This is a genomic window from Deltaproteobacteria bacterium (assembly GCA_016178705.1).
Classification (GTDB): domain Bacteria; phylum Desulfobacterota; class Binatia; order HRBIN30; family JACQVA1; genus JACOST01.
This window is the reverse complement of the sequence record JACOST010000033.1, coordinates 49,624-76,600: the sequence shown is the minus strand read 5'-3', so window position 1 is coordinate 76,600 and position 26,977 is coordinate 49,624. Positions and strand designations below refer to the sequence as shown.

Here is a 26,977-nt window from a genome sequence, read left to right as displayed (position 1 = left end):
CTTTTGCTCTCACTCCCCATACAATCCCCCGCCTGATCGGACGTGCTCCCATGGTTATCCAGTGCCCCTATTGTGCCACGCGTTTTCAGCTCGACGATACCAAACTGACCGCGGCGCACCCGATGCTCAAGTGCTCCCGCTGCCGCCACATCTTTCCCGGCCCGTCGACCAGTACCACCCCTCCCCAGCCGCCGCCCAAACCATCAGTAGTGGACACACCGGAGAATCTTTCGTTTACCTTCTCAGAGCAGCCGGCGAAAGAGCCAAGCGCTCCCGCTCGCGATCTGACTATCGACGAACCCGAGCCGGAGTTCGAGCTTGGGACCGACGCGGCACCATCGACGCGGCACCGTGAGACCGCAAGTCCTACCTCCCATTCGTTCGCCGAAGAGGAAGAAGACGAGGCGCCGGCCGTCACGCGCTCCGCGAATGAGTCGCTCGACATTTCGCGCGACGACGACCTCGATTTCAACGAGCCCGAGCGTCCAACGACACGGATCGCGCGCGAAGAATTGGAAGAGGATGAGCAGGCGGCAGCGGACGTGTCCGACGAGTTCGACGAGCCGTTCGAGGAGGAACGCGTCATGCCGCGGGGAATTTCGGTGCGCCCGGTCGTCATCTTTCTGGGCTTGGTGGTGGCGGCATACGCGGTGATCGCGTGGACGTTGCGGGCCAATGTGGTCTTGGCCGATTCGCTGTTCCACAAACTCCCGTTCATCAGTTCGCTGACGGAAGATCGGCTGCTCAATCGCAAGCTCGTGCTCAGCGACGTCACCGGCGGCTACCAACGGATCAAGGACGGCCAGACCGTGTTCGTCATCACCGGCCGCGCTCTCAACAACGCCACCGTCACCGTGCGCAACGTGCAAATCGTGGGACGCCTCTACAGCCGCGACGATGCGCAGCTTGACGAGAAGAGCATTTTCTGCGGCAACGTGATCTCGATGAAGATCCTCAAGTCACTCACCCAGCGCGAGGTTTCGATTCTCGAAGATCTCAAACCACCGAAACGGTTTGGGATCGCGCCCGGAGAGGAATCGATCTTCGTGATCGTCTTCATGCAACCGCCCAACGGTGTCACCGAGTTCAGCAGCCAAGTGGTGGCCGCGCAGCGTCAGGCCTGAGGCTCGCCGCTCTCGGGCTTGGGTGGTTCCGGCTTGGCCGCGCTCGCCGACGGCGGCGTCACGTCGATCTCGTCGGGTGTCTTGACCGCCTTGCGAAAGTTTTTGATCCCGCGCCCCAACCCTTCACCGATCTCCGGCAGCCGTCCGGCGCCAAAGATGATCAGGACGATCACGAGGATGACGAGGAGTTCTCCGATGCCAAGTCCGAACATGCGCCACAGTCTCCGCGTGGCTTATACGCGAAGCGTCCGGCCGCGCGCAAGGCGATCGTCGCTCGCCGGCAGCGCTTATTGCACCACTGAACGGGAAGCGCTTTAGTGGACGGCGATGAGCGATCAGGCGCGGCTCTCGTGGGCGTTGGGCATCTCGCTGCTCGTACACCTCATGTTGCTGGCGTTGCTGCCGCTGCTGCGTCGGATGGAGTTGCCGGTCATCACGCCACCATCGATCGACGTCGACCTCACGCAGCTGGCGCCGCGCCCGCCCGCGGCCAAGGCTCCGGCCAGTCAGGCCAAGCCAGCACCCGCGGCGCCCGATGCGCCGGCCCCACCACCGCCACCCGTGTTGTTGCCGGAGCGACAGATCGTCTCACCGCCTGATGCGGGCGAAGAACGCCCGCCAGACAAAACCCGCCTCCTCAGTGACCGCGACAACACGGTGAAAGATGAAATGCTCAAACGGGGCCAAGCCGCTCCGGGCAGCGGCGAAGCCGCTGCGCAACACGAGGCGCCGCCGCAAGACCGGCCGGCGCCTCCACCGCCGCCGAAGCCGGCCGCAAAGGCGCGCGAGCAAGTCGCCTCGCTTCCCAAACTCGATCAGTTGCTGCCGCGCGCTGGCGATCTGATTCGCGAAGGCCGCGTGCAGTCAAGCAGCGAGGAAAAGCCGACGCCGACGAGTCGCAATCTGCTGGCGGCTGGACAAGGCGGTGCCTTCTCAGCGCGTCCGGGCATCAGCGACTACCTGCCGACAATTCGCGAGGGCGATTTGACGCTCCTCAATACCAAGGCCGAGCGCTTCGCGCCGTTTGTGCGACGGGTGGCGGCGCGCGTCTTCCAAAATCTCGAGATTCGCCTCAAGCAGTCGCGGCGCAGCGGCGCGTCGGGCTCGGGCCGCGAGTACGCGGCGGTGGAAGCGGTGATGAGCAAGAAGGGGCAGCTCGTCAGCGCCCGCGTGCTCGAACGCGAGAGCAACACTTCACTTGCGGCCTATCGCGAGTTGCTCGGCCTCGCCGAACCAACCATCTTCTTTGACTCCAACCCACCACCAGGCGCGGAGGCCAGCGACGGCAACATTCACTTCATCTTGGTGATCGACTTGATGGTGCAAACCTATGTCGACCAGCGCACCGGCGTCCCAAGCCTCGGCTATCAAGGCATGGCCGGCGTTGGACTCGACACCGAACCGGGCAAGAACTGATCCCACTCACGATTCCCGACTCACGACTCCCGACTCACGCCTCCACCGCAACACCGGCCGCCGCGCAGCGCGCGCTTCGTCGAGCCGCGTGACCGGCGTGCGCGTCGGGGCATTGCGCACCGTGTCGGGTGACTCGCGCGCCTCGCGCGCAATCTGTTGCATCGCGGCGATGAACTCGTCGAGGGTCTCCTTGCTCTCGGTCTCAGTCGGCTCGATCATCAGCGCGCCGCTGACCACGAGCGGGAAGTAGATCGTCGGCGCGTAGAAACCAAAATCAAGCAATCGCTTGGCGATGTCCAGCGTCTTCACCCCGTGCGCTTCCATCCCTTTGTCACTCAGCACGCACTCGTGCATGCAGACCGCCGGCACCGCAACGTGGTACGTCGATTCGAGCGAGCGGCGGATGTAGTTCGCCGCCAGCACCGCCATTTGTGTCGCCAGCGTGAGACCATCGCCACCGAGCGCGAGGATGTAGGCGTACGCGCGCACGTGCATGCCGGCGTTGCCGTGAAACGACCGCACGCGGCCGATCGATTGTGGGAACGCCTCGCTCCAGCGAATCCCGTTGCCGTCGCGCACCAGCCGCGGCGTCGGCAGATATGGCATGAGTGATGCGCGCACACCGATCGGACCGGCGCCGGGGCCACCACCGCCGTGTGGCGTCGAGAAGGTCTTGTGCAAGTTGAACTGCAACACGTCGGCGCCCATGTGGCCGGGCTTCGCGATCCCCATCAGCGCGTTGAGATTCGCGCCGTCGAGGTAGACAAGTCCACCCTTTGCGTGCACCACTTCGGCGATCTGGACGATCTCGCGTTCGAACAGCCCGAGCGTGTTCGGGTTGGTGATCATCAACGCGGCGACGTCGTCGTCCATCGCGCGCCGGACGGCGTCGGTTTCCAGCAAGCCGACGCGATTGCCTTCGACCGGCACTACGCTGTAACCCGCTAGCGCCGCGCTTGCCGGGTTGGTGCCGTGAGCGCTGGCAGGGATCAACACTTTCTTCCGCGCGCGCCCGCGCTCGACATGATACGCCCGCACCATCTTCATGCCGCTTAACTCACCCTGCGCACCAGCCGCGGGCTGCAAACTGATCGCGTCCATGCCGCACACTTCGGCGAGGCAGCGCTCCAACTCCCACATCAACTCCAACTGCCCTTGCGCCAACTCGTCCGGCGTCAACGGATGCAACCGCGCAAAACCCGGCAGCCGCGCGATCGCTTCGTTCACTACCGGGTTGTACTTCATCGTACACGAGCCGAGTGGATAGAAGGTCGTCGCGGTCCCCAGATTCCACTGCGACAGGCGTAGAAAGTGCCGCAGCACTTCGGGCTCGCTGACTTCGGGGAAACCGTCGATCGACGCACGGCGCAACTCCGTCGGCAACAACTGCTCCGCCGACTCCACCTCGCCTTCGAGCGCAAACGCCGCGCGACCGGGGCGACTGCGTTCGAAGATGAGCGGCTCTTCGAGCAGTAGCCCGGCTTGCTTGCGAACGGGCTCAGTCATCGCAGCACCTCGGCGAGCATGGCGATGTCGGACTCGGCGTGTATCTCGGTCGCGCACACCAACACGCTGTCGTCGAGTTCTGGGTACCACGTGCCGAGCGGCACTCCGGCGAGCACGCCGCGGCCGCGCGCCGCGTCGACGGCGGCGCGCGCGTCGCTTCCAGCGATGACGAACTCGTTAAAGATAGCCCCGGAGAAGCGACGCGTCCAGCGGTTGGTCGCACACAACGCCGTAGCGGCTGCATGTGCTCGTTGTAAGTTCGTGAGCGCTAGTGTGCGCAGCCCCTGGCGCCCGATCATCGAGAGATGCACGGTGACCGCGAGTGCCATGAGGCCTTGATTGGTGCAGATGTTCGAGGTCGCCTTCTCGCGCCGGATGTGTTGTTCGCGGGTGGCGAGCGTCAGTACGTAGCCGCGGCGGCCGTCGCCATCGACCGTTTCGCCAACCAGCCGACCCGGCATCAGACGCACGTGCTCGCTGCGCGTTGCGAACAGGCCGACTCCGGGCCCGCCGTAGTTGAGCGCGCCGCCGAGGCTCTGTCCTTCGCCCACAACAATATCGACTCCGCTGGTGCCGGGCGCCTTCGCTGCTCCGAGAGCCAGCGTCTCCGCCGTCGCCGAGACGACCACGGCACCGCGCGCGTGCGCGGCGGTGACGATGGCGTCGAGCGGTTCGAGCACGCCAAAGAAATTCGGATACCCGACGACGACCGCCGCCGTCCCGTCATCGAGCGCGGCAGCCAGCGCGCCCTGATCGGTGGCACCGGTGGCGTCGAAATTGATCTCGATCACTTCGACATCGCCGGCACCTTCGAGATAGGTGGTGATCACTTGGCGATACTGCGGATGCAACGCGCGCGACACCAGCACCTTGCGCCGCTTCGGACGGACGCGCAGTGCCATCAACACTGCTTCGGCCGTCGCCGAGGCGCCGTCGTACATGCTGGCGTTGGCGACATCGCAATCGAACAACATCGCCACCAGCGACTGAAACTCGAAGATCGCTTGCAGCGTGCCTTGGCTAACCTCGGGTTGATAGGGAGTGTACGCCGAGTAGAATTCAGCGCGCTGTAGAATCTGATCCACCACCGCCGGCACGAAGTGCGGATATGCGCCGGCGCCCAGGAACGAGAGGCACGCCGCGCCGGGATTGCGGGCGGCAAGCGACTCCAACCGCGCGCGCACCGCAGACTCGGAGGCGCCCGGCGGCAGATCGAGGCGCGCCCGCTCGCGCAGCGCGGCGGGAACGTCGGCGAATAGTTCCGCCACCGAGGCCACGCCGACCGTGGCCAGCATCGCGCGCACGTCCTCAGGCGTGTGGGGTATGAAACGCATACGACTTCGCAGTGGTGAGCGAGCACCCGATCCAGGTCCAATCCGGCCACGATCCGGAATGGACGGGGCCGGCGGGCGCGATCCGTCACGCCGGCAGACGGCGCGAGTTACTCCTTCTCCCGCGCGACGAACTCCTCGTACTCCGCAGCGGTCATCAGATCGTCGAGGTCGGTGGTATCGCTCATCTCGATCTTGACCATCCAGCCATCGCCATAGACATCTTCGTTGAGCATGTCCGGGCTGTCGGGCAGATCGTCGTTCACTTCGAGCACGACACCCGACACAGGTGCGTACACGTCGGAGACGGCCTTCACCGATTCGACCACGCAGAACGCATCGTCCTTGGTGACCTTGTCACCGATCGCCGGCAACTCGACAAAGACGATGTCGCCGAGCTGTTCCTGCGCATAGTCGGTGATGCCGATGGTGGCGACGGTCCCTTCGACCAACACCCATTCGTGCTCTTTCGAGTATTTTAGTTCCTCCGGAAACTCCATGCCCGCCCTCCTAGCGGCGATAAAACGGGAGCGTAACCGTGATGGCCGCGACGGCTTTGCCGCGGATGTCAATTGCTAGTCTGGAACCCGTATCGGCGCAAGCAGCCGCCACATAACCTAGTCCAATTGCTTTGCCAAGGGTCGGCGACTTCGTTCCGCTTGTCACCGCGCCGACCACCGCACCGTCGTGCAGAATCGCATAGCCTTGCCGCGCGATGCCCGGCATGACCATCTCGAAGCCGACCAACTTGCGCGTCAGCCCACGGCGCTTCTGCTCGCGCAGTGCATCGCCGCCGATGAACTCGCCTTTGTTCAACCGCACCACCCAAGCGAGGCCCGCCTCGAGTGGCGTGGTTTCGGAAGTCAGCTCGTGTCCGTACAGCGGTAGGCAGCGTTCGAGGCGCAACGTGTCGCGCGCACCGAGCCCGCACGGCAGCAGGCCGTGGGGCTGGCCGGCGTCGAGCAGCGCGGCCCAGATCGCGGGCGCGGCCGCCGGCCCGCAGTAGATCTCCCACCCGTCTTCGCCGGTGTAGCCGGTGTGTGCCACCAACGCGACGTGTCCGGCAACCGGCCCTTCGCCAAAGGCAAAAGGTGGAATCTGCTCGAGCGGAAGCGCCGTCAGTCGCGTCAGGATCGCCGTCGCCCGTGGCCCTTGCACGGCAATCTGGGCGAACTCGGCGCTGCGGTCGATCACCGTCGCGTTGCCGCGGTGCTCGTACATCCACGCGAAGTCCTTCTCAGTGTTCGAGGCGTTGACGCAGAACAGGTAGCGATCCGCCGCCAAGCGGTGCACCATCACGTCGTCGACCACGCCGCCGGTCGGCAGGCACAGTAGCGAATACTGGCACTGCCCATCACGGAGACGCGCCACATCGTTCACCGTCAAGCGCTGGCAGGTTTCGAACGCCGCCGCGCCCGACACCTCGACCTCGCCCATATGGCTGACGTCGAACAGACCCGCGCGCGTGCGCACGGCGACGTGTTCGTCGATGATGCCGGAGTACTGCACCGGCATCTCCCAGCCACCGAACTCGACGAAGCGCGCACCGAGAGCCGCGTGCGCGGCGTGCAAAGGGGTACGAAGCGGCATTGTCGGGTCTCTAGTTTGTGGTTCGTGGTTCGTGGTTTGTGGTTCTTGGCACTGCCGACTGCCCCCTGCCGACTGCTCGCTGCCTACTGCTTACTGCCTTCAGCAGCGGTGACGGTATTGCGCAGCAACATCGCGATGGTCATCGGGCCAACGCCACCCGGTACCGGCGTGATGAAGGCGGCGCGCTCGCGCGCCACAGCGAACTCGACGTCACCCACCAGCTTACCGTCGGCCTTACGATTAGTGCCAACGTCGATGACGATGCTGCCCGGGCGAATCCACTCGCCGCGGATGAACTCCGTTTTGCCCATCGCCGCCACCAGTACTTCGGCGCGCGCCACTTCGTCGGCGAGGTCGCGCGTCCGCGAGTGGCAGAGCGTCACTGTGGCGTGGCGTTCGAGCAGCATGACGGCGATCGGCTTGCCAACCAGATTGCTGCGGCCGACGACGACCGCCCGCTTGCCCTTCAACTCGACCCCAGTCGAATCGAGCAACCGCATGATGCCCAGCGGCGTGCAGGATCGCAGTCCGGGCAAACCCATTAGCAAGCGCCCCTGACTGATCGGATGCAGCCCGTCGACGTCCTTCCGCGGATCGATGGCGTCGAGGATCGCGTGTGAGTCGATCTGATCGGGCAGCGGCAGTTGCACGAGGATGCCCTGCACGTCGTTGCGGCGATTGAGTTCGCCGACCAGCGTCAGTAACTCCGCTTGCGACGTGCTCGCTGGCAGCTCGTTACCGATCGAGTTGATGCCGGTATCCGCGCAGGCCTTCCGTTTGCTGCGCACGTAAGTTGCCGATGCCGAATCATCGCCCACCAGCACCGTGGCCAGACCCGGAACTATCCCGCGCTCGCGCAACCGTTCGACGGCCTGACGCACTTCGTCGCGCACCGCCGCCGCCACCACCTTGCCGTCAATAACCTGCGCCATGCGTGTCCCGCTACAACGCGAGGAGCGTGATGTAAAGGTGGACGCCGCCATTCAAACGGACGCAGACGCGCTTTACGTTTTGCGAGTGGCGATTTATTCTCCGCCCATGATCATCGGCGTCCCAAAGGAAGTCAAAGCGGAAGAGAATCGCGTCGCCATCACGCCCAGCGGCGTCAGCGCGTTGGTCGCGCATCGGCATCGCGTGGTGATCGAGCGCGGGGCCGGGTTGGGCAGCGGCATCCCGGATCAGCGCTATCGCGCCGCCGGTGCCCACATCGCGTCGCGGCAAGACGTGTGGCGAGGCGCGGAGATGATTCTCAAGGTAAAGGAGCCGCTGCCGGCGGAGTATCGGTATCTGCGCGAGGGGCTGATCCTGTTCACCTACTTGCACCTCGCGGCGGTCGAGGGACTGACACGCGAGTTGAAGCGCAAGAAGGTGACCGCAATCGGCTATGAAACCATCGAGCTCGACGACGGCGCACTGCCGCTGCTCGCGCCGATGAGCGAAGTCGCCGGACGACTCTCGATTCAAGTCGGCGCGTGGTGTCTGCAAGCACAGAACGGCGGCTGCGGCGTGTTGCTGAGCGGCGCTTCCGGCGTGCGACCGGCAAAGATCGTCGTCATCGGCGCCGGGGTCGCGGGCGCCAACGCGTGCCAGGTCGCCGTCGGCGTTGGCGCGCACGTCAGCATCATCGACAAGAACCCGGCGAAGCTGCGCTACATGCACGACATCCTGGGCGGCCACGTCACCACGGTGATGTCGAACCCGGCCAACATCGAGGAAGAAGTGACCACCGCCGACCTGGTGATCGGCGCGGTGCTGATTCCCGGCGCCAAGGCGCCCAAGCTGATCACGCGCAAGCTGTTGCGCGGGATGAAACCGGGCGCCGCGTTTGTCGACATCGCCATCGACCAGGGTGGGTGCGCCGAAACCTCGCGACCCACCTCGCACCACGACCCCATCTACGTGGCCGAGCGTGTCGTCCATTACTGCGTGACCAACATGCCCGGCATCGTGCCGCACACCTCGACCTATGCGTTGACCAACGCAACGCTCTCGTACGCGATCGAACTCGCCAACCAAGGTCTGCGCCGCGCGGTGCACGGCGACGCCGCGCTGCAACGCGGCGTCAACACCTTGGCCGGCCACATCACCCACCCCGGCGTCGCCGAGACGTTCGGGCTGGAATGCACGCCGGTGCAGCGACTGCTGTGATGGATTGGTCGCAGCGGGCCTCGTACCCGCCCCGACCGCGGCAGCGTCGTCCGCCCTACTTCATCGCCGGGTGATAGAGGACCAGCATCGTGTAGAGCAGCGCCGGACGGTCACTGCCGGCGACGTGGACGGCGATCTCTTGTGTGATCTGCGTGCCCTTCGGTTTGGGATCGACGGCCACTAGCCGCGAACGCGCGTGGATCTTGCTGCCGGCAGGCACCGGGCTGACGAAGCGCAGCTTATCGGCGCCGTAGTTGGTGGCGTTGCCGTAGCCGCTGATGGCGAACTTGGCGCCGGAGCGCAGCGTCGGCAACAAGCTGAGCGTCAGGAATCCGTGCGCAATGGGCGTCTTGAACGGACTCTCGCGCTTGCAGCGCTCCACGTCGACGTGAATCCATTGGTGGTCACCGGTGATCTCCGCAAACTTGTTGATCATGTCTTGCGTGACCTCGGTGTCCGGCCCCCAGTCGCCGAATTCCTCACTGACGTGCTTGCGCAGTCCTTCAATGTCATCGAAACGAATTTGTTCCATCGTGATCGTCTCCTTCCCAGATGTTCGCCGCCGTGATTGGGCTGCGGTCGACTAAGGTCGTTTGCCACAGTGGCGCCCGCTATTTCAACGGGGTGGCGATTGCACGCTGCCAAGCGCTCGCCGAGTGTGTAGAATGGGCGCGAGGAGAGCCGCCGCCATGAAATGGGCCTCGACCGTTTCCGATGCTCCGCAACTCGCCACCGCCATCGCCGATGCCGGCGCCGCCTTGCGACTTCAGCTCGGCGGTGCCACGCCCGATCTGATCCTGGCGTTCATTTCGGCGCATCACCATGGCGAGTACGAGCGCGTACCCGAATTGATCGCCGCTCAATTTGGCAACGGGTTGCTGCTCGGCTGTTCGGCCGGCGGTGTGATCGGCGGCGGCAAGGAGATCGAGCAACGTCCCGGCGTCTCGCTCACCGCCGCGACGCTGCCAGGGGTTGATGTGGCTCCGTTCCATGTCGATGCGGGAGCAATGCCGACGCCCAACGATCCACCTGCCGCGTGGGAGCGGTCGCTCGCTGTACCGAACGCAATCGATCCGAATGCGACGCCGCACTTCCTCCTGCTGCCCGATCCGTTCAGCATCGACTCGGAGGTGCTTTTGCGCGGCCTTGATCGCGCGTATCCGGCCAGCACCAAGCTCGGCGGACTCGCGAGCGGCGCGCAGCAACCCGGGGCGAACGCACTCTTCCTGGGCCGCGCGCTGCACCGAGCCGGCGTCGTGGGTGTGGCCCTGAGCGGCGACATCGCGGTCGACACCATCGTCGCCCAAGGCTGCCGGCCGATCGGGCAACCGATGTTCATCACCCGTTGTCAGCAGAACTTGTTGTGGGAGTTGGACGGCCAGCCGGCGATGCAGGTGCTGCAAGATCTCTACGAACAACTCGAACCCGAGGACCAAGCGCTGATCCAGCACTCGCTCTTCCTCGGCATCGTCATGAGCGAGCACCAGCAGCAGTACCGTCAGGGCGATTTTCTCATTCGCAACTTGATCGGTACCGATCCGACGCGCACTGCGCTCGCCGTCGGCGCGCTGCTGCGCGAGAACTCGGTCGTGCAGTTTCACCTGCGTGACGCCAAGACTTCAAGCGAGGATCTGCGTCAGCTCCTCAGCCGCTATCGCACCCAACTGTCGACCGCGCGGCCGCGTGGGGCGCTGCTGTTCTCATGCCTCGGTCGGGGGGCGCACTTGTACGGCCGTCCAGACCACGACACCGATGCCTTTCGCCAACACATCGGAGACGTTCCGCTCGGCGGGTTTTTCTGCAATGGCGAGATCGGCCCGGTGCACGGCAGCTCATTCCTGCACGGGTACACGAGTTCGTTCGGCGTGTTTCGCCGTCGGCTGAGTGACTGAGGGAGGGACGCGGCCCCGCCGCGGAGCGGGGCCGATGGGTCTAGACGTTGACCAGCTTGGCCTGCATCGTCTCGTTCTGAACGGCGATCTCGAGCAGGGCGGTCTCCGCCGTGGTCTTTGCGCCCTTCCCCACCGCGGTCTGGCAGCGCGCGATTGCATCGCGTTGCGCGCTCAAGTCGCCGGTGAGTTCCCGAATGATACGCGCCGGTGCCGGCTGGTCCTCGGCGGCTTGGTTGCGACCGACTTCCACCAACCAGGCGTAGGTAATCGCCGCGGTGAACAGGAACGGCACGCGCAGCAGCGTGCTCGACGCCCACAGCGATTCACTGCCTGTGACCGCTACGATCGCCGCATACACCAGCATCATGCCGGCGCTGGCCGCGGCGATCACTGCCAATCGCAGCCCGGCGACCGCCATAATCAAGATGCCGAGACACAACACCACCAACTCGATCGACAGTTGTGCCGCCGCATACAACGAGATGGTGATGAGCACCGTATCGAGCACCGCCACCCCCAGGTTGAACTGCGGTGAGGTCACCACTGCGGGCCGCAACCGGCCCACCACCAGGTTGGCAACGAGAAAGGCCACGATGACCAACGCGCCCAGCCCGACCTCTCCCGGTGATCCGCTGCTGAATAGGACAAGATAGGCGCAAGCGATCGCCAGCGCCCATTGCACCAGGACGATCGTGTCATGGCGCTGCTTCGCACTCCCACTGCTCGACGAGAGGCCACCCGAAAACCAGGTGGCTGCAACTGGTTCGCTCATTGCCATCTGTACCTCCTTGGTGAGCCCGGTAGGGTGCAAGGCCGGTGCCACAGGCGGCTCGCCGGGCCAAGACAGAAGCTGTGCGATCTGTCGAGGCCGATCGGACACAAATTGCCGCCGCCCGACGCGGCGGTGACGCGCCGTAGCTCTCCCTTGCTATCCCGAGGCTGAAGCAACCGCGGCGAAATGCGTTCGCAACTCCTCGCCTCTCAACCCGTTTCCGAGCGCCAGCATCAACAGGAGCCGCGCCTTGTGAGCAGGTAAGTCGTGTGCAGGAATCAGCCCGAGCCGCAGCAGACTCGTCGCTGAGCCGTCGTAGCCGTACGGATCGCCGATGGCGCCAGCGCCAGTGCGCGAAGTCAGCACCACAGCGAGGTCCCGCTTCACCGCTGCGGCCAAAGTGTCACACCATGAGGACGGGATGCGGCCACTACCAAATCCTTCGATCACAAGTCCGTGCAGCTGCGGCCGTGCGAGGGCTTCGGCAAGACTCACCTGATCGCCGCTCAACACGCGCACCACCGCGACTGCTTCGTCGAGCCGTGGTGCAAGCACGCAGCACCGCGTCGCCGGGCGCATGTGCAGCATTGGCGTGCCGTTGTAAACTCGACCGAGTGGGCCGGCGCCGCGTGACGCGAACGCGGCCAGCACGAGGCCGTTGCGTTTCGAGACGAAGGCGCCGAGTGAATCTCCTCGTTCATCACCAACAGTGCGCCGAGATCGCGCATTGCCGGCGCGGCAGCGACCCGCACGCTACACCAACGGCTTGCCCGCCGCGAAGAAGGTCGGTTGGCCGTGCGGCCGGCGACGACGCGACCGGTTCTTCGCGTTCACCCCAACGGCGAGCACACCCACCTGCAGTGGAAGATTACCTCGAGGCGCACCATCTCGGCCTCTTCAAGGCGCCGCTCAGCTTCTTCAAGACGCCGTCGTGTTCACCACGCGCGGGTTTCGCCCACGTTGAGCGTCCACGCCTGATCGGGCGCGAGGCCGAGGCGTGTTGCTTCGGCATGGAAGCGGCGGGGTGGTTCGTCGAGCGGTTCGTCGGTGAGATCGAAGGTACCGTAGTGCATGCCGACGGCGCGCGCCGCGTGCAGGTCCAGCGCCGCGTGCACGGCTTCTTCGGGATTCATGTGCACGAAGCGCATGATCGCCTCAGGTTCGTAAGCGCCGATCGGCAACGCCGCCAAATCGATCGTTCCGAAACGCCGGCCGACCTCCACGAAGCCGTCGAAGTAGCCGGTGTCGCCGGCGTGGTAGAAGCGGCGCGTCGGCCCTTCCACCACCCAGCCCGCCCACAAGCGACGGTTCGCATCCGTCAGCGTGCGGCCGGAGAAATGTTGCGCGGGTACGCAATGCACGCGAACGGCGCCGATCTCAGCGTACTGCCACCAGTCGAGTTCGATCGCTTGCCCGCCGACATCGCGGACCACTTCACCCATTCCCAGCGGCACGATGAACAGCGCGCCGCGTTGCACCAGCGCCGCGATCGACGGCAGATCGGTGTGATCGTAGTGACTGTGCGACAAGGTGACGAAATCGATCGGCGGCAGTTCGGCGAGCGGAATCCCCGGCGGCGCGCGGCGCTTCGGGCCCAGAAACGACACCGGACTGGCGCGCTCCGAGAACATCGGGTCAGTCAGGAACGTTGCGCCATCCATGCGCACCAACATCGTCGAGTGGCCGATCCAGGTGAGGCTGGGGTTGTGCGCCACCGCATCGTGATCGTACGGAACCCACTGCGCCGCACCGTCGCGCGGCACCAACGAGGTCCACGCCTTGCGCAGCAGGAACGGCCACATCGTGAGGACGCCAGGCCGCTCTCGCGGGCCGGCGAGATTGACGAACCGATCGCCGTCACGCGGCGCGCCAGCGCTCAGCGCCCCGGTCGCCGACAGCAGCAATGCGAGTGCGAGTATTCGAGGGGTCCGTGGCATGAGTACGCCGACTGTACGCCACCACACGCTTGGGACAAGAGGCGGAGGACGAAACCGCCGATGTACGCCGATCAACGCCGATGCGGATTCCCCGGACGTTTGATGACCTCCGCATAGGCTTCATGCTGATGAAATCGCGAATTCGATGTTTCTCCTCCGCTTTGTTCGGCGTTCATCGGCGGTTCCATTTTTCTTCGGATCGGCCCCCCCTCGACTTCGCCGTTGCATGCTGCTAGAAGGGCGTCCTGTTTATTGTCGCTTCCCTGCCCTGCCTCCGAACCTTTCGGTAGACCGCACTAGCCGCAATAAATTTGATCGCGACGCGCCTGAGCGCGTCAGCGGTGATCCCGGCTATTTGCGCCTCCGGGCTGCCTATCGGCGCCATTGTAACGAGGAAAGGATACTCCACTCGTGAATTCAGAAGCATCAACGTTCGAAGATTTCTCGCTGTCCCCGCTCATGCGCAACGCGTTGCGCGCCGCGGGTTACACTACCCCGACGCCGATTCAGGCACGCGCCATCGCGCCGGCACTGGCCGGACTCGATGTCATCGGCTCGGCGCAAACCGGCACCGGGAAAACCGCGGCATTCATCATCCCCATCGTCGAGCGCCTGCGCGCCAACGGCGGCTGCGCCGTAGTGCTTGCACCGACGCGCGAGCTGGCCGAACAGACGCTTAGCTGGGCGCAGCGCCTGGGCAGCGGTTTGCGCACGGCGCTCGTCGTCGGCGGCGTCCCCTATGGCCCGCAGTTGCGAGACCTGCGCAATCGGCCATCGATCATCGTGGCCACTCCCGGCCGCTTGGTCGATCACATCGAGCGCGGCACGTTGATGCTCCGCAACTTGCGCATCTTCGTGCTCGACGAAGCCGATCGCATGCTCGATATGGGTTTCAAACCTCAGCTCGATCGCATCATGGAAGCCCTGCCCACGCCGCGACAGACGATGCTGTTCTCCGCCACCATGCCCGCCAACCTCACGGCCTTGGCTCGCATGCATCTGCGCGAGCCGGTGCGGGTGCAGGCCGGACCGCAGACGGTGACCCCGAGCCGCGCCGAGCAAGATGTCTATCTAGTTCGGGGCGAAGACAAGACCGCACTGCTGCTGTCACTGATCCAGCACGGTAACGGCTCCGCGCCAGGCAACGGCACGGCGGGCAACATGCTGGTGTTTGCGCGCACCAAGCATCGCACCGACCGCCTCGCACGGGCGCTCGACAATGCGGGGCACTCGGTGCAACGCATTCACGCCGATCGCACGCAGGCACAGCGACGCGAAGCGCTCGATGGATTCCGCAACGGCCGCTACCGGATCTTGGTGGCGACCGACATCGCCGCGCGCGGCATCGATGTCGCCGGCATCGCGCGCGTGATCAATTTCGACTTGCCGCAAACGGTCGACGACTACGTCCACCGCATCGGTCGCACCGCGCGCGCGCACAAGGATGGCCATGCCTCGAGTTTCGCCGCACCGGAAGAGCGCGGCCAACTCCACGCCATCGAGCGCCACATCGGACGGCCACTGCAACGCCAAGCGGTGCCCGCGTCGATGGCGGCGCCGCTGCCGCCGACGCACCCGCGCGCTCACACACCGAACGGACCGGCACAGCGGCCGGCATCACATCACTTGGATGGCGAGCGCGCACCCCGTGCGCCTTTCGCCGCCCGTCACCGCAAATTCGACAACGAGCGGCCGCGGCGACCGCGCTCGCAGAGCCGATTCGCCCGCTAGGTAGTTCTCGACATGGATCGGAGCGAGCGGCGCTCGCTCCGATCTTCACCGTCGGACGCTGCTGCGTAAGCGGACTCAGCGCGGGCGCCGTGAAGCTCTCACCGCTGGTCCACGCTGCAGATGCCGCGACCAGCGCCGGCGGCCGAGCGCGTGGAATCCCTCGCGAGCGTAGAGTCGCTCGGCGTCGCGATGCCCCGCGTCCACTTCCAAATCGAGCGCCGCGGCACCGGCCTTCGCGGCCACGCGATAGGCAGCCTGTAACAACTTTCGTCCGATCCCGCGGTCGCGGTGGGCCGGCTTGACGTACAACTCGTCGAGCCACGCCGAGCGGCCGCCGTGCTCGTAGGTCCACATGAACGAGAGCGCGGCGAAGCCCACCAGCTTGCCGCCGCTGGTCGCCACCAGCAGTCGCGCCCACGCCGGGCGCCGCAATGCACCGTCAATGACGTGAGCAATCACGTCACCGGAGAGACGGATGTGGTGCTCACGGAATTGCGCCCGCATGAGCTTGACGAGCGCTGCGCAATCGCTTCGACTCGCCGGACGGATATCGAGTGAACCGTTCATCGTGCGCGACGCCGCGCGCCAACGAAAACCAGCCACATCGCGATGACGACGGCCACGATCGCGGCGACGAACAGCAGGTACATCAGACTATTCGCGACGCCGTCGCCGAACGCCAGGCCGCGGCCACCGAAGATTGGGCCGATGATCGAGGCGATCACGTTTCCCCAGGCGGTCACGATCAGCGACCACGCGATTGTCTTCTGCGCCCGCTCGGAGAGCGTGAGCCGCGCGCCGATCGCGGCCACGGCAAACAGCGTGAGGCCGTTGAGAATTCCTTCGAGGTGCGCCATCCGCCAACCGCGCACGTCGCCCGGCATCGTCACGTCGATCGATCCCGGAATTGGCCACAGCACGATCTTGCCGAGCAGGAGAAAGGCGAACGGAAAACCCGCGAGCAGGCCGGCAAGGAACACCAGCGCGCCATGGGCGATCAACAGCGATTGCAAGCGGGAACTCATCTCGGCCTCCGATTCATGGTGCGGTGACGCGAATGCTCGGCGTGTCGGCGCGGCTCCACTCTTCGTGGAAGACGTAGGTGTAGCCGGTGTGCTGGAGTTTCCACGCACCGCCGATCTTCACGTATTCGTCTTCATAGAAGGCGCCTTCCCGCACACCGCGCTGCTGCGGCGCATTGAGCAAGTAGTTGTGCAGCGCCCAGCAGCCGCGCGCTGTTGTCGGGCTGGTGACTTCAATCTCAGGGTGGTGGCCGTGATGAATGCCGATGGTGCCCGATTCGACGCCCATGGCGCTGCGCAAGAACTCGATGATCTGAGCGCGGCCGGCGAAGCGATACTTCCCGCCGCCGTAGCTGACGGTGGCGTCAGCAGTGAAGCACTCCGCCATCTCATCCCAGCGCTTCTGATCGAGACAGCGCCAGTATTTGTATTTGAGCTGTTTGATCGCCTCGATATCTTCCAACTTGCCAATCCGCGCTGCGAGTTCATCGAGAGTGGTCATTCGGTCCTCCGTGTCGGTGACAGCTCGTGTAGCCCACTTTGGGGTGCGAGGGGAATCGCCGTAGCAGCGTTGACGCGCGCGAGACGACGCCATACAACCGCGGCCGTTCGACCACCCGAAGGAGACCCTACGATGATCATGATCGGCCTACGCTACGATTTGCGCGTTCCCCCATTCAGCTCAACCACGCATGCCGCACAGTATCGCGCCTGCCTCGAGCAGTGCGTATGGGCGGACCAACTCGGGCTGCACTTCGTCGCGCTGTCCGAGCACCACGGCGTCGAAGACGGCTTCATGTCCTCGCCGCTCACGGTGGCCGCCGCCATCGCCGGATGCACCAAGCGGATCTCGATCAACATCGCCGCGATGCTGCTGCCGCTGCACGATCCGATCCGCGTCGCCGAACAGGTGGCCACCATCGATCTCATCAGCCCGGGCCGGCTGACCTTCATCGCCGGCCTCGGCTATCGCTACGAAGAGTTCGCCATGGCCGGCGTCGACCGCGCGCAACGCGGCCGATTGCTCGATGAGTACATCGAGGTCATGCGCAAGGCATGGACGGGCGAAGCGTTCGAGTGGCGCGGACGGACGATCCGTGTGCTGCCGAAGCCCCAGGGTCAGCCGCTGATCATGATCGGTGGCTCGACCGAAAAGGCAGCGCGCCGGGCCGCGCGGTTACACTGCGGCTTCGCACCGGCGATCGGCGATCCCCAGCTCGCCGCGATCTACAACGACGAGTGCGCGCGCGTGGGCTTTGCCGGTGGCTTCGTCAGCTTGCCGGGCGGTCCCGGCTTCGTACACGTCAGCGCGGATCCCGAGCGTGACTGGGTCCGCATCGCGCCGCACGCGCTCTATGACGCGCAAACGTACGCCGCGTGGCAAACGCCCGGGCAGCGCTCGCAGGTCCACGACGCCGCACAGACACTCGACGACATCCGCAAGAGCGACGTCTATCGCGTCGTCACACCCGACGAATGTGTCGCCATCGCGCACGAGTTCGGCCGGGTTCTGCTCCACCCGCTCATGGGCGGCATCGCGCCCGACCTAGGTTGGGAGAGCCTGCGACTATTCGAGCAAAAGGTCCTGCCGCGACTCAAGTGAGCAGTGGAAGACCGAGTATCCGAGCGGCGCGCGCCACTACGACGCGAGCCGCTGCGATCGGCGGGCGTCGGTGTGAGCCACCGACGCAAGGGTTTCGTACAACTGCTGGGAGCGAATTGGTTTCGACAGATAGCCATCCATGCCGGCCGCGAGGCAGCGCTCTTCGTCGCCCTTCATGGCGTGAGCGGTCATGGCAATGATGGGCACGTGGGCCGCGGTACCGCGCTCACGTTCGCGAATCGCGGCGGTGGCTTCGAATCCGTCCATTTCGGGCATTTGCACGTCCATCAGCACGACATCAAACGGCGCACGGTCAAAGGCGGCCAACGCGTCGCGCCCGTTGGTCGCCACGATAACCAAGTGGCCGCGCTTTTCGAGTAACCGCACGGCCAGCGTCTGGTTCACGATGTTGTCCTCGGCGAGCAGGATTCGCAGCGGCGGTATCGCGGGCAGAGGCGGCGACACCGCGTCCACACGGCCCTCAGCGATCTGCCTGCCGGCGCCAAGGCGCGCGGTGAAGTGGAACGTGCTGCCCTGACCCATCGCGCTGTCCAGCCAAACGCGGCCCCCCATCACCTGCACGAGCCGAGCGACAATCGCGAGCCCGAGGCCGCTGCCGCCGTACTTGCGCGCGGTCGATCCATCCGCCTGCTCGAACGCGTTGAAGATGGCGTGATGCTTTTCCGCGGGAATGCCGTCTCCGGTGTCGCGCACACTGAAATGCAGGACGACCTCACCATCGTCGTCGATCGCCGATGCGCCCGCGCGCGTCGGCAAGGTTGCAGGCTGAAGGTCCGGTTCGGCCATTGCCACGTGCACGGCGACCTCACCTTGCGCGGTGAACTTGATCGCGTTGCCGAGCAGATTGACGAGCACCTGTCGCAAGCGTCCGCAATCGCCCACCAGAGAGTCGGGGATCTCGGGCGCCACCGTGGCAGTGAGCGCCAATCCCTTTTGGCGCACGCCGAAGGTCTTGATCACTTCGGCGAGCATCGCACGCAGCGAGAAGTCGATCGGATCGAGGACGAGTTTACCGGCTTCGATCTTGGAGAAGTCGAGAATGTCGTTGATCACGGTCAGGAGCGACTCGGCGGAGGACCGCGCCAGTTCCAGGTCCTCACGCACCTCGTGGTTGATCGGGAGATCGAGGGCGAGCCCGATCATCCCAAGGATGCCGTTCATCGGCGTCCGGATCTCGTGACTCATGTTGGCGAGGAACTCACCCTTCGCCCGGTTCGCTGCTTCCGCCACCTGCCGGGCGTGCTCGAGTTCAAGTTCCACGCGCTTGCGATCGGTGATGTCGCGTGAGTTGAAGATCCCGAGCGCATGCTCGGCATCGAGCATCTGGCCGACCGACTCCAGATAGCGCCACGAGCCATCTTTGTGTCGTATGCGAAACTCGGCCCCGCTGCTCGTGCCGGGGTGCGTCGTGCCTCGCGCAAACGCCACCAGCACCGTTGGACGGTCGTCTGGATGCACAAGCGTGAACACATTCCTCCCGATCAATTCTTCCGGACGATAGCCGAGGATGCGTTCATGGGACGGACTCGCATAGTGGTAGCGTCCATCGGTATCCAGGACCGAAATCAAATCGAGGCCGTTCTGGATCAGGGAGCGAAAGTGCTCCTCGCTCCGTTGCAAGGCGTCCTCGGCTTGCTTGCGCCGACTCACATCCTGCTTGATGGCGATGAAGTTCACGATCTCGCCGTCGGCGTGGCGCACCGGCGTAATCGTCATCTCTTCATTGTAGAAGCTGCCGTCCTTGCGCCGGTTGATGATCTCACCACGCCAGACCCGGCCGGACGTGATCGTCTGCCACAAGTCTCGATAGAATCCAGGTTCCTGCTTTCCTGATTTCAAAATGCGCGGGTTGTGCCCGATCACCTCGGCGGAAGTGTACCCGGTGAGATCGCTGAAGGCGGGGTTGGTCCACACAATGTCTCCGGCCAGATCGGTGATGACGATGCCGTTGGCCGCCGACTCCAACGCCGCCGAACGCCAACGCAGCGCAGCGTTCTGACGCTCGACAGTGATGTGAAAGCCTTCGAGCTGCGCCGCGACGTAGATCGACGCACCCAAGGCGACCGCCAGCACCGCGGCCGGATAGCCCACCATCGGAGCGAGTGACCCGCTCACGGCGTGGACGTTCCAGAGAATCGCCGCGGTCGCGCTGACGACCGCACCGAATTGCCAGTAGGCACCCCACGGAAACGTGATCGCGTGGACCACGAGAAACACGGCCGCCAGCATTGGCAGCACGACGACCTCGTGTCGCAGGATGCCCGATTCCGCCATCGTGACAAACAGAATGGCGCTGCCGATCGCGGCCAACAGTCGCACGTGCCGAGCCCAATTCGCGCGTTCGAGGGCCAGCAGCAGAACCACGACCGCGGCAATCTGCCCAAGTTTGATCAGCAGCAGTTCGCGCATCGCGGGAACCTGGCGCCACACGTCGCCGATCGCGAACAACATCAGGCCGTACAGGATGATCCATGATCCGGAACGGAAGCGATCGATCAGCAAGGACTCGTGACGACCTCGCCACTCATCGCGCCCGCCATCCTCACCCAGAGTGCTGATCGATTTCGACAGCGTCGCGGTCTCATGCGGTCTGGACGACAAAACAGCGGACATTCGAGTGCTCCCCATTATCCTATGAGGCAAACGGCATGCCACTCGGTGCACGAGGGTGAACCATGTCGACGCCGCGCGTTGAGTATCTCGCGGATGACGCCACCGTGGCGGAAGCGGCAAGCGCGTCCCGCTGCGTCGGACCGGCGTTGTGCGTTCATCGCGCGACGATCCGCGCTGAGGCCCAGCCGTGAGGCGCCAGGCGCGGCAAAAGGTTGTGCTCGATTGCACCGCCGTGCTACGGGCTTGCCGACGTTGCGTGCCCCCAACTTACTTTCATCTTGCGTCCAGTGTGACAGAAGGAGAATCACGCGGGTGATTGTGACCTATGAAACGCGCTGAGGTCGGCTTATCGCTCTTCCTGGCCATTGCGTGGTGTCAGCTCTGCGCCTGCGAACAAAAGTCCGAGCCGCCCGCCGCACCCCCGCCCGAAGTAGTGGTGACCGACGTCATCCAGAAGGACGTCCCGATATACCAAGAATGGGTCGGTTCCGCGGACGGCAACATCAACGCGCAGATCCGGGCCCGCGTCCGCGGCTATCTGCAATCTCGTGACTATGCCGAGGGCTCGCTCGTACGCACTGGTGACCTGCTCTTCGCAATCGATCCGCGGCCGTACCAGGCGGCGCTCGATCAGGCGAAGGGAGAACTCGGCCGCGCCGATGCCGCCCTCACGAAGACGCAGCAAGACGTGGCGCGCTATACGCCGCTCGCCGCCGAGGGGGCGATCAGTCGGCAAGAGCTCGACAACGCGGTGCAAGCCAACCGGGCTAACAAGGCCACGGTTGACGCGGCCCGTGCGAATGTCGAGAAGGCCCAACTCGACGTCGATTGGACGCAGCTGAAGTCGCCGATCGACGGGATCGCCGGAATTAGTGTTGCCTCAGTCGGCGATCTGATCAGTGAAAGCTCGGTGCTCACGACAGTCTCGCAGGTCGACCCGATCAAGGTTTCGTTCAATATCAGCGAGCAAGAGTACCTCCGCCTCGCCGACCGCATCCAACTCGACAAGCCGAACCACCAGGAAGCGACCCTCGAGTTGATACTGGCTGATGGCAACGTTCACGCGCACGGGGGCACGGCATCGGCCGCCAATCGCCAAGTCGACGTCAAGACCGGCACCATGACGATCGTGAGTGTCTTCCCTAATCCCGGCAACCGGTTGCGACCGGGCCAGTATGCGAAGGTGCGCGCGGTGATCGAGAGCCGGCCGGGCGCCCTACTCGTGCCGCAGCGTGCGGTGCAAGAGATCCAGGGCACCTATCAGGTCGCCGTAGTCGGTGCCGACAACAAGGTAGCCATGCGCACGGTTAAGCCGGGCCCGCGCGTCGGCAACCTGTGGGTCATCGACGACGGCCTCAAGTCCGGCGAGCGTATTGTCTCCGAAGGTCTCCAGAAAGTGCGCGACGGCGTCACCGTAAGTCCGAAGCCGGCGGCCAGCAAGTAGCGCGGTCGCGGCCATGGCAGAGTTCTTCATCCGGCGGCCGATCGTCGCCATCGTCATTTCGATCCTCATCGTCCTGCTAGGGCTGTTCGCACTGAGCGGTCTCAGCATCGAGCAGTATCCGTTTCTCGCCCCGCCGACGATTCGCGTCACCGCAAACTACCCCGGCGCGTCGGCCATCGCGGTGGAGCAGTCGGTGGCCACGCCCATCGAGCAGGAAGTCAACGGCGTCGAGAACATGATCTACATGAAGTCGTCGAACACCAGCGACGGCCGCATGCAGCTCGACGTCAACTTCACGGTTGGAGTCGACCAGGACATGGCGAACGTCCTGACGCAGAACCGTGTCTCCTCCGCACAGGCGCGCTTGCCGCAGGAAGTCACCGCCCAAGGCGTGACGGTCAAGAAGATGAGCCCGAGCATCCTGATGCTCATCTCGCTGTACTCGCCCAACGGCACCTACGACGCGCCGTTTCTCACCAACTACTGCGGCATCAACCTGCGCGATCAATTGCTGCGCATTCCGGGCATCGCCCAGGTCGATCTGTTCGGCGGCACTGACTACAGCATGCGCATCTGGCTCAGACCCGACAAGCTGGCCAAGCTGAGCCTGACGCCGGCCGACGTGATCGCTGCCATCCGCGAGCAAAACCTGCAGGCGCCGGCGGGTCGGGTCGGCATGGCGCCGTCGCCGAAGGACCAGGAGTTCACCTACACCGTGAGCGCCCCGGGCCGCCTGGTCACCACCGAGGAGTTCGAGAACATCATCATCCGCGAGATTGAAACCGGCGCGCAGATCCGCGTGCGCGATGTCGGGCGGGCGGAGCTGGGCTCGCAGGATTACAACTCCTTCGGTCGCCTGAACGGCAAAGAGGCCGGCGCTATGGCTGTCTACCTGCTGCCAGGTGCCAACCAGCTGAAGGCCTCCGAAGCGATTTACGACACCATGAAGCGGGCGAAGGAACTGTTCCCGCAGGACATGGACTACAAGATCGTCTACGACACGACGCCGGCCGTCGAGGCGTCGATCGAATCGATCGTCCACACCTTTGTCGAAGCGCTCGTCCTGGTCACCCTCGTTGTCTTCATCTTCCTGCAAAACGTGCGGGCAACGATCATCCCGCTCATCACCGTACCGGTGTCGCTGCTCGGCACCTTCATGTTTTTTCCGTTGCTCGGCTTTTCGCTCAACACGCTCTCGATGTTCGGGCTCGTCTTGGCCATCGGCATCGTCGTCGACGACGCCATCGTCGTGGTCGAGGCGGTCATGCATCACATCGAACACGGAATGAACCCGAAGGACGCAACGGTACAGGCGATGAAGGAAGTGTCCGGTCCCGTCGTCGGCATTGCGCTCATTCTATCGGCTGTGTTCGTGCCCGTGGCTTTCCTTGGCGGACTGACCGGACGGATGTATCAGCAGTTCGCGCTAACCATCGCCATCTCAGTGCTGCTGTCGGCGTTCAGTGCGCTGTCGCTGTCACCGGCGTTAGCAGCCATGTTCCTCAAGCCGCACCAGGCGCCGACGCGCGGCCCGCTCGGAAAATTTTTCGCGCTGTTCAATCGCGCCTTCGATCGCGCCACCGGCGCCTACGTCGGTTGGACGCGGCTGTTGGTGCGCCGGTCGGTGCTGAGTATCGCGGTCGTGGGGGTCGTAGTCGTCGGTGCCGGTCTGCTCGGCGGCGCGCTGCCCGCCGGATTCGTGCCCGAGGAGGATCAGGGAATCTTCGGCGTCGCCGTCCAGCTCCCGCCGGCGGCCTCCCTCGAACGCACCAGCACCGTGCTCGCCCGCATCGAGGAGATCCTCGGCAAGACCGAGGGCGTCGATTCGTATCAAACGATCGGCGGCTACGGCGCCGTCACCAGCACCTACCAGCCGAACTTCGGCACCCTCTTCGTGCGTTTGAAACCGTGGGACGAGCGGCACGGCAAAGCACTGCATGTGAAGGGCATCATGGCCGGCCTGCTGCCGCAGTTCGCGCGTATTCCGGAGGCGCTCGTTTTCCCGTTCAATCTGCCGACCATCTCGGGCTTCGGAGCGTCTTCGGGTTTCAACTTCCTGCTGCAAGACCGCAGCGGTGCGCTCAGCGTTCCGCAACTCGGTGAGCTGTCGCGGACGTTCATCGATGCGGCCCGCAAGCGGCCCGAGCTGGCCAACGTGTTTACCTCGTTCGACCCGCGCTATCCGCAGGTCAACGTGCAGCTCGATCGTGAGAAGGCGCGCATGCTCGGAGTCCCGGTGAACGAGGTCTTTCAAGCGATGTCGACCGTGCTGGGCGGCAGCTACATCAACGACTTCAACCGCTTCGGCCGCTTGTTCCGCGTCTACACCCAGGCCGAGGCGGACTATCGGCGCAAACCGCAAGACATCGCCGACATCTTCGTGCGCAGTAAGACGACGAATGAAATGATCCCGCTCTCGACTCTGGTCACGATCACCTCGGAGTCGGGCACCGAAGTCACCAACCGCTTCAACCTCTTCCGCTCGGTGGAGATCACCGGCGTGCCCGGACCGGGTTACACTTCCGGCCAAGCCTTGGCCACGCTCGAGGAGATTTTCCATCAGACCATGCCGAAGGAGTTGGGCTTCGCCTATTCCTCGATGTCCTACCAAGAGAAAGTCGCACCGCCGGCCGGGCCGACTTTGGCGATGGCGATCACGTTTGTGTTCTTGCTGCTCGCTGCCATGTACGAGAGCTGGCGCTTGCCGTGGGCGGTGTTGCTCGGGTCTCCGCTGGTCGCTCTCGGTGCGTTCTTCGGTATCTGGCTCATGGGCTTCGACAACAACGTCTACGTGCAGATTGGCAACATCATGCTCATCGGTCTAGCCGCCAAGAACGCGATCCTGATCGTCGAGTTCGCCAAGGCCAAGCACGACGAGGGCATGGGCGTGGAAGCCGCCGCGCTCGAGTCGGCACGCTTGCGCTTCCGGCCGATTCTCATGACCGCATTCGCATTCATTCTCGGCGTGGTTCCGCTGATGATCGCCAGCGGCGCGGGAGCCGCGTCGCAGAACGTGATGGGCACGGCGGTCTTCTGGGGGATGTTGGTGGCCACGGCGCTCGGAGTTTTCTTGATCCCGGGCAATTTCGCCTTCGTCCAAGGCCTCGGCGCAAAACGCAAAGCCACCGCCGCAAGCGCACCGGCCACGCCTGCGAGTTCTTCCCCTCTCCCGGATGGGAGAGGGCTAGGGTGAGGGTGATGAGATGAAGTCTCTTCTCCTCCGTTCCTTCGTCACGAACGCCCCGCCGCAGAAAACTTGGATCGATGTGGTGAGACGAGGTCGTCAAACCGCCCTCACCCTGACCCTCTCCCATCCGGGAGAGGGAACTTTCGTGCGCGCGGTGATCGGCGGACTGCAGTTCCTTGCGATTGTGCTCTCCTTCTGTTTCCTCTCCGCGTGCGCCGTTGGCCCGAACTACAAACCGCAACCAGTCGACTTGCCGCCGGCCTATCGCGCAGACGAGGCGCCGCAACCCGCTCAAGTCGAGGCGACTTCGCTCGCCGATCTGCCGTGGTGGGATCTGTTTCAAGATCCCGCGCTCAAGCGCTTGATCGAGGATGCCCTGCACAACAACTACGATCTCCGCATCACCGCGCTCCGCGTTGAACAGGCGCGCTACGCGGTCGGCGTCACGCGGGCCGACTTGCTGCCGCAAGCTGGATACGAAGGGGCGGCGCAACGCGGCAAGCAATTCAACCCGATCGGGTCGAATGGCACCGGCGACGCGTTTCTCGGCGCCTTCCAACTCGCCTGGGAGATCGATGTCTGGGGGCGCATTCGCCGCGCCACCGAGGCGTCGCTGGCGAATTTGTTCGCCGGCGAGGACGTGCAGCGCGGCGTCATCCTCACCTTGGTCACCGAGGTGGCGCAAGCCTACTTCGAGCTACGCGAGTTGGATCTCGAACTGGAGATCGCCGAGCGCACGCGCGATTCATTTCAACAGACGCTCGACCTCTTCACTCGCCAGCTGCGCGGCGGCGTCGGCAACAAGCTGGCGACCTCGCGTGCCGCCGCCGCACTCGCGAGTACCGCGGCGACGATTCCCGAACTCGAACGACAGATCGTCTCCAAGGAAAATCAGCTCAGCATTCTGCTCGGCCGCAACCCGGGACCGATTGCCCGAGGCATGGTCCTCATCGAGCAAGCCAACGCGCCGGACGTGCCGGCGGGAATGCCGGCGGCACTACTCGAACGGCGTCCGGACATTCTCCAGGCCGAGCAGAACATCGTCGCCGCGAATGCACTCGTAGGGGTCTCGATCGCGAACTTTCTGCCGCGCATCGGGCTCACGACGTTGTACGGTGGGCAGAGCACGGAGCTGGAAAATATCGTCAAAGGCCCGGGCAATGTCTGGTCGGTTGGCGGTTCGCTGATGGGACCGATCTTTCAGGGTGGGCGTCTCTACTATTCCTACAAGGGCACTGTGGCAGTGTGGGAGGAGGCTAAGTTGGCGTACGAGCAGACCGTGCTGAACGCGCTCGGCGAGGTATCGAACACGCTAGTGGCGCGGCAGAAGTTCGCGCAGTCGCGGCTGGAGTTGGAACGGGAAGTGGCCGCGCTGCAGGAATCCGTGCGGCTCTCGAATTTGCGATACACTGGCGGGCTGGCCACATACTATGAAGTGCTCGAAGCCCAGCAGCAGCTCTTTCCAGCGGAGAACTCGCTGGCGCGCACGCAGCTCGCGCAATTGGTGGCAGTCGTGCAATTGTATCGCGCCCTCGGCGGCGGCTGGCGCGCGGAAGAGCAGCGTCATCCCGCGCAGTACCCCATGCGCCGCGAGACGCTCGACAAGATCGTGCCGGGCGGCGGGCGCCCGGAGTAACTCT

At 64.6% G+C, this 26,977-nt stretch carries 23 protein-coding genes; 9 read left to right on the top strand and 14 right to left on the bottom strand.

Annotated features, from left to right (window positions below; translation table 11 throughout):
* Positions 1-50 precede the first annotated feature (50 nt).
* A complete protein-coding gene (locus HYR72_26295) occupies positions 51-1,124 on the top strand; it encodes a zinc-ribbon domain-containing protein (GenBank protein MBI1818510.1) in 1,074 nt (357 codons plus the stop codon).
* Here the strand turns inward: HYR72_26295 and tatA are convergent.
* Positions 1,115-1,336, bottom strand: a complete 222-nt coding sequence (gene tatA / locus HYR72_26290) for a twin-arginine translocase TatA/TatE family subunit (protein MBI1818509.1) — start codon at positions 1,334-1,336, stop codon at positions 1,115-1,117. The two genes, HYR72_26295 and tatA, sit on opposite strands and share 10 nt — an antisense overlap.
* A gap of 115 nt (positions 1,337-1,451) precedes the next feature.
* On the opposite strand from tatA, the gene HYR72_26285 reads away from it, so the two are divergent.
* Positions 1,452-2,540 (top strand): hypothetical protein, encoded by a 1,089-nt coding sequence (locus HYR72_26285; GenBank protein ID MBI1818508.1) that lies wholly within the window; start codon positions 1,452-1,454, stop codon positions 2,538-2,540.
* A gap of 6 nt (positions 2,541-2,546) precedes the next feature.
* Here HYR72_26285 and gcvPB read toward each other — a convergent pair whose 3' ends face one another.
* From gcvPB to folD, 5 genes are all read right to left on the bottom strand, one after another.
* On the bottom strand, positions 2,547-4,046 hold the full coding sequence (gene gcvPB, locus HYR72_26280; GenBank protein ID MBI1818507.1) for an aminomethyl-transferring glycine dehydrogenase subunit GcvPB: 1,500 nt from the start codon (positions 4,044-4,046) through the stop codon (positions 2,547-2,549).
* Positions 4,043-5,380: an aminomethyl-transferring glycine dehydrogenase subunit GcvPA gene (gene gcvPA / locus HYR72_26275; protein MBI1818506.1), complete on the bottom strand. Its 1,338-nt coding sequence runs from the start codon at positions 5,378-5,380 to the stop codon at positions 4,043-4,045. The genes gcvPB and gcvPA overlap by 4 nt, the downstream gene beginning before the upstream one ends.
* A gap of 107 nt (positions 5,381-5,487) precedes the next feature.
* Positions 5,488-5,877 carry a glycine cleavage system protein GcvH gene (gcvH, locus tag HYR72_26270; protein MBI1818505.1) on the bottom strand — a complete coding sequence of 130 codons (390 nt, stop codon included), beginning with the start codon at positions 5,875-5,877 and terminating at the stop codon, positions 5,488-5,490.
* A 10-nt stretch (positions 5,878-5,887) separates the two neighbouring features.
* The gene (gene gcvT, locus HYR72_26265; GenBank protein ID MBI1818504.1) at positions 5,888-6,967 is read right to left on the bottom strand and encodes a glycine cleavage system aminomethyltransferase GcvT; all 1,080 of its coding nucleotides are present in this window, start codon (positions 6,965-6,967) and stop codon (positions 5,888-5,890) included.
* Between the two features lie 83 nt (positions 6,968-7,050).
* Complete coding sequence (folD, locus tag HYR72_26260; protein MBI1818503.1) at positions 7,051-7,899, bottom strand: bifunctional methylenetetrahydrofolate dehydrogenase/methenyltetrahydrofolate cyclohydrolase FolD; 849 nt, start codon at positions 7,897-7,899, stop codon at positions 7,051-7,053.
* Between the two features lie 106 nt (positions 7,900-8,005).
* Between folD and ald the strand changes: the two genes are divergently transcribed.
* Positions 8,006-9,115 carry an alanine dehydrogenase gene (gene ald / locus HYR72_26255; protein MBI1818502.1) on the top strand — a complete coding sequence of 370 codons (1,110 nt, stop codon included), beginning with the start codon at positions 8,006-8,008 and terminating at the stop codon, positions 9,113-9,115.
* 55 nt (positions 9,116-9,170) lie between these two features.
* On the opposite strand, the gene HYR72_26250 is transcribed toward ald, so the two are convergent.
* Positions 9,171-9,647 carry a MaoC family dehydratase gene (locus HYR72_26250; protein ID MBI1818501.1) on the bottom strand — a complete coding sequence of 159 codons (477 nt, stop codon included), beginning with the start codon at positions 9,645-9,647 and terminating at the stop codon, positions 9,171-9,173.
* A gap of 157 nt (positions 9,648-9,804) precedes the next feature.
* On the opposite strand from HYR72_26250, the gene HYR72_26245 reads away from it, so the two are divergent.
* Positions 9,805-11,007 carry an FIST C-terminal domain-containing protein gene (locus tag HYR72_26245; GenBank protein ID MBI1818500.1) on the top strand — a complete coding sequence of 401 codons (1,203 nt, stop codon included), beginning with the start codon at positions 9,805-9,807 and terminating at the stop codon, positions 11,005-11,007.
* Between the two features lie 40 nt (positions 11,008-11,047).
* Here the strand turns inward: HYR72_26245 and HYR72_26240 are convergent, their stop codons facing one another.
* From HYR72_26240 to HYR72_26230, 3 genes are all read right to left on the bottom strand, one after another.
* Positions 11,048-11,785, bottom strand: coding sequence for a hypothetical protein (locus HYR72_26240; GenBank protein MBI1818499.1), 738 nt, complete (start codon positions 11,783-11,785; stop codon positions 11,048-11,050).
* A 150-nt stretch (positions 11,786-11,935) separates the two neighbouring features.
* Positions 11,936-12,430, bottom strand: coding sequence for a hypothetical protein (locus tag HYR72_26235; GenBank protein ID MBI1818498.1), 495 nt, complete (start codon positions 12,428-12,430; stop codon positions 11,936-11,938).
* 284 nt (positions 12,431-12,714) lie between these two features.
* On the bottom strand, positions 12,715-13,716 hold the full coding sequence (locus HYR72_26230; GenBank protein ID MBI1818497.1) for an MBL fold metallo-hydrolase: 1,002 nt from the start codon (positions 13,714-13,716) through the stop codon (positions 12,715-12,717).
* Positions 13,717-14,127: 411 nt separating this feature from the next.
* Here HYR72_26230 and HYR72_26225 point away from each other — a divergent pair, with 411 nt between their 5' ends.
* Entirely contained in the window at positions 14,128-15,447 is a 1,320-nt protein-coding gene (locus HYR72_26225; GenBank protein MBI1818496.1) for a DEAD/DEAH box helicase, read from the top strand.
* A 75-nt stretch (positions 15,448-15,522) separates the two neighbouring features.
* Here HYR72_26225 and HYR72_26220 read toward each other — a convergent pair whose 3' ends face one another.
* Genes HYR72_26220 through HYR72_26210 form a run of 3 tightly spaced genes read right to left on the bottom strand, consistent with a single transcriptional unit; the run spans position 15,523 to position 16,971 of the window.
* Positions 15,523-16,014, bottom strand: a complete 492-nt coding sequence (locus tag HYR72_26220; protein ID MBI1818495.1) for a GNAT family N-acetyltransferase — start codon at positions 16,012-16,014, stop codon at positions 15,523-15,525.
* Positions 16,011-16,472 carry a hypothetical protein gene (locus HYR72_26215; GenBank protein ID MBI1818494.1) on the bottom strand — a complete coding sequence of 154 codons (462 nt, stop codon included), beginning with the start codon at positions 16,470-16,472 and terminating at the stop codon, positions 16,011-16,013. Before HYR72_26215 ends, HYR72_26220 begins: the two co-directional genes overlap by 4 nt.
* Before the next feature lie 13 nt (positions 16,473-16,485).
* Positions 16,486-16,971 carry a nuclear transport factor 2 family protein gene (locus tag HYR72_26210; protein ID MBI1818493.1) on the bottom strand — a complete coding sequence of 162 codons (486 nt, stop codon included), beginning with the start codon at positions 16,969-16,971 and terminating at the stop codon, positions 16,486-16,488.
* 132 nt (positions 16,972-17,103) lie between these two features.
* Here HYR72_26210 and HYR72_26205 point away from each other — a divergent pair, with 132 nt between their 5' ends.
* Positions 17,104-18,072, top strand: coding sequence for an LLM class flavin-dependent oxidoreductase (locus tag HYR72_26205; GenBank protein MBI1818492.1), 969 nt, complete (start codon positions 17,104-17,106; stop codon positions 18,070-18,072).
* A 36-nt stretch (positions 18,073-18,108) separates the two neighbouring features.
* On the opposite strand, the gene HYR72_26200 is transcribed toward HYR72_26205, so the two are convergent.
* Positions 18,109-20,706, bottom strand: a complete 2,598-nt coding sequence (locus HYR72_26200) for a PAS domain S-box protein (protein ID MBI1818491.1) — start codon at positions 20,704-20,706, stop codon at positions 18,109-18,111.
* A 325-nt stretch (positions 20,707-21,031) separates the two neighbouring features.
* Between HYR72_26200 and HYR72_26195 the strand changes: the two genes are divergently transcribed.
* The 3 genes from HYR72_26195 to HYR72_26185 all read left to right on the top strand — a co-directional run bounded on the left by HYR72_26195 (position 21,032) and on the right by HYR72_26185 (position 26,973).
* Positions 21,032-22,150 (top strand): efflux RND transporter periplasmic adaptor subunit, encoded by a 1,119-nt coding sequence (locus tag HYR72_26195; protein MBI1818490.1) that lies wholly within the window; start codon positions 21,032-21,034, stop codon positions 22,148-22,150.
* A gap of 13 nt (positions 22,151-22,163) precedes the next feature.
* Positions 22,164-25,343, top strand: a complete 3,180-nt coding sequence (locus tag HYR72_26190; GenBank protein MBI1818489.1) for a multidrug efflux RND transporter permease subunit — start codon at positions 22,164-22,166, stop codon at positions 25,341-25,343.
* A 76-nt stretch (positions 25,344-25,419) separates the two neighbouring features.
* On the top strand, positions 25,420-26,973 hold the full coding sequence (locus HYR72_26185; protein ID MBI1818488.1) for an efflux transporter outer membrane subunit: 1,554 nt from the start codon (positions 25,420-25,422) through the stop codon (positions 26,971-26,973).
* Positions 26,974-26,977 lie beyond the last annotated feature (4 nt).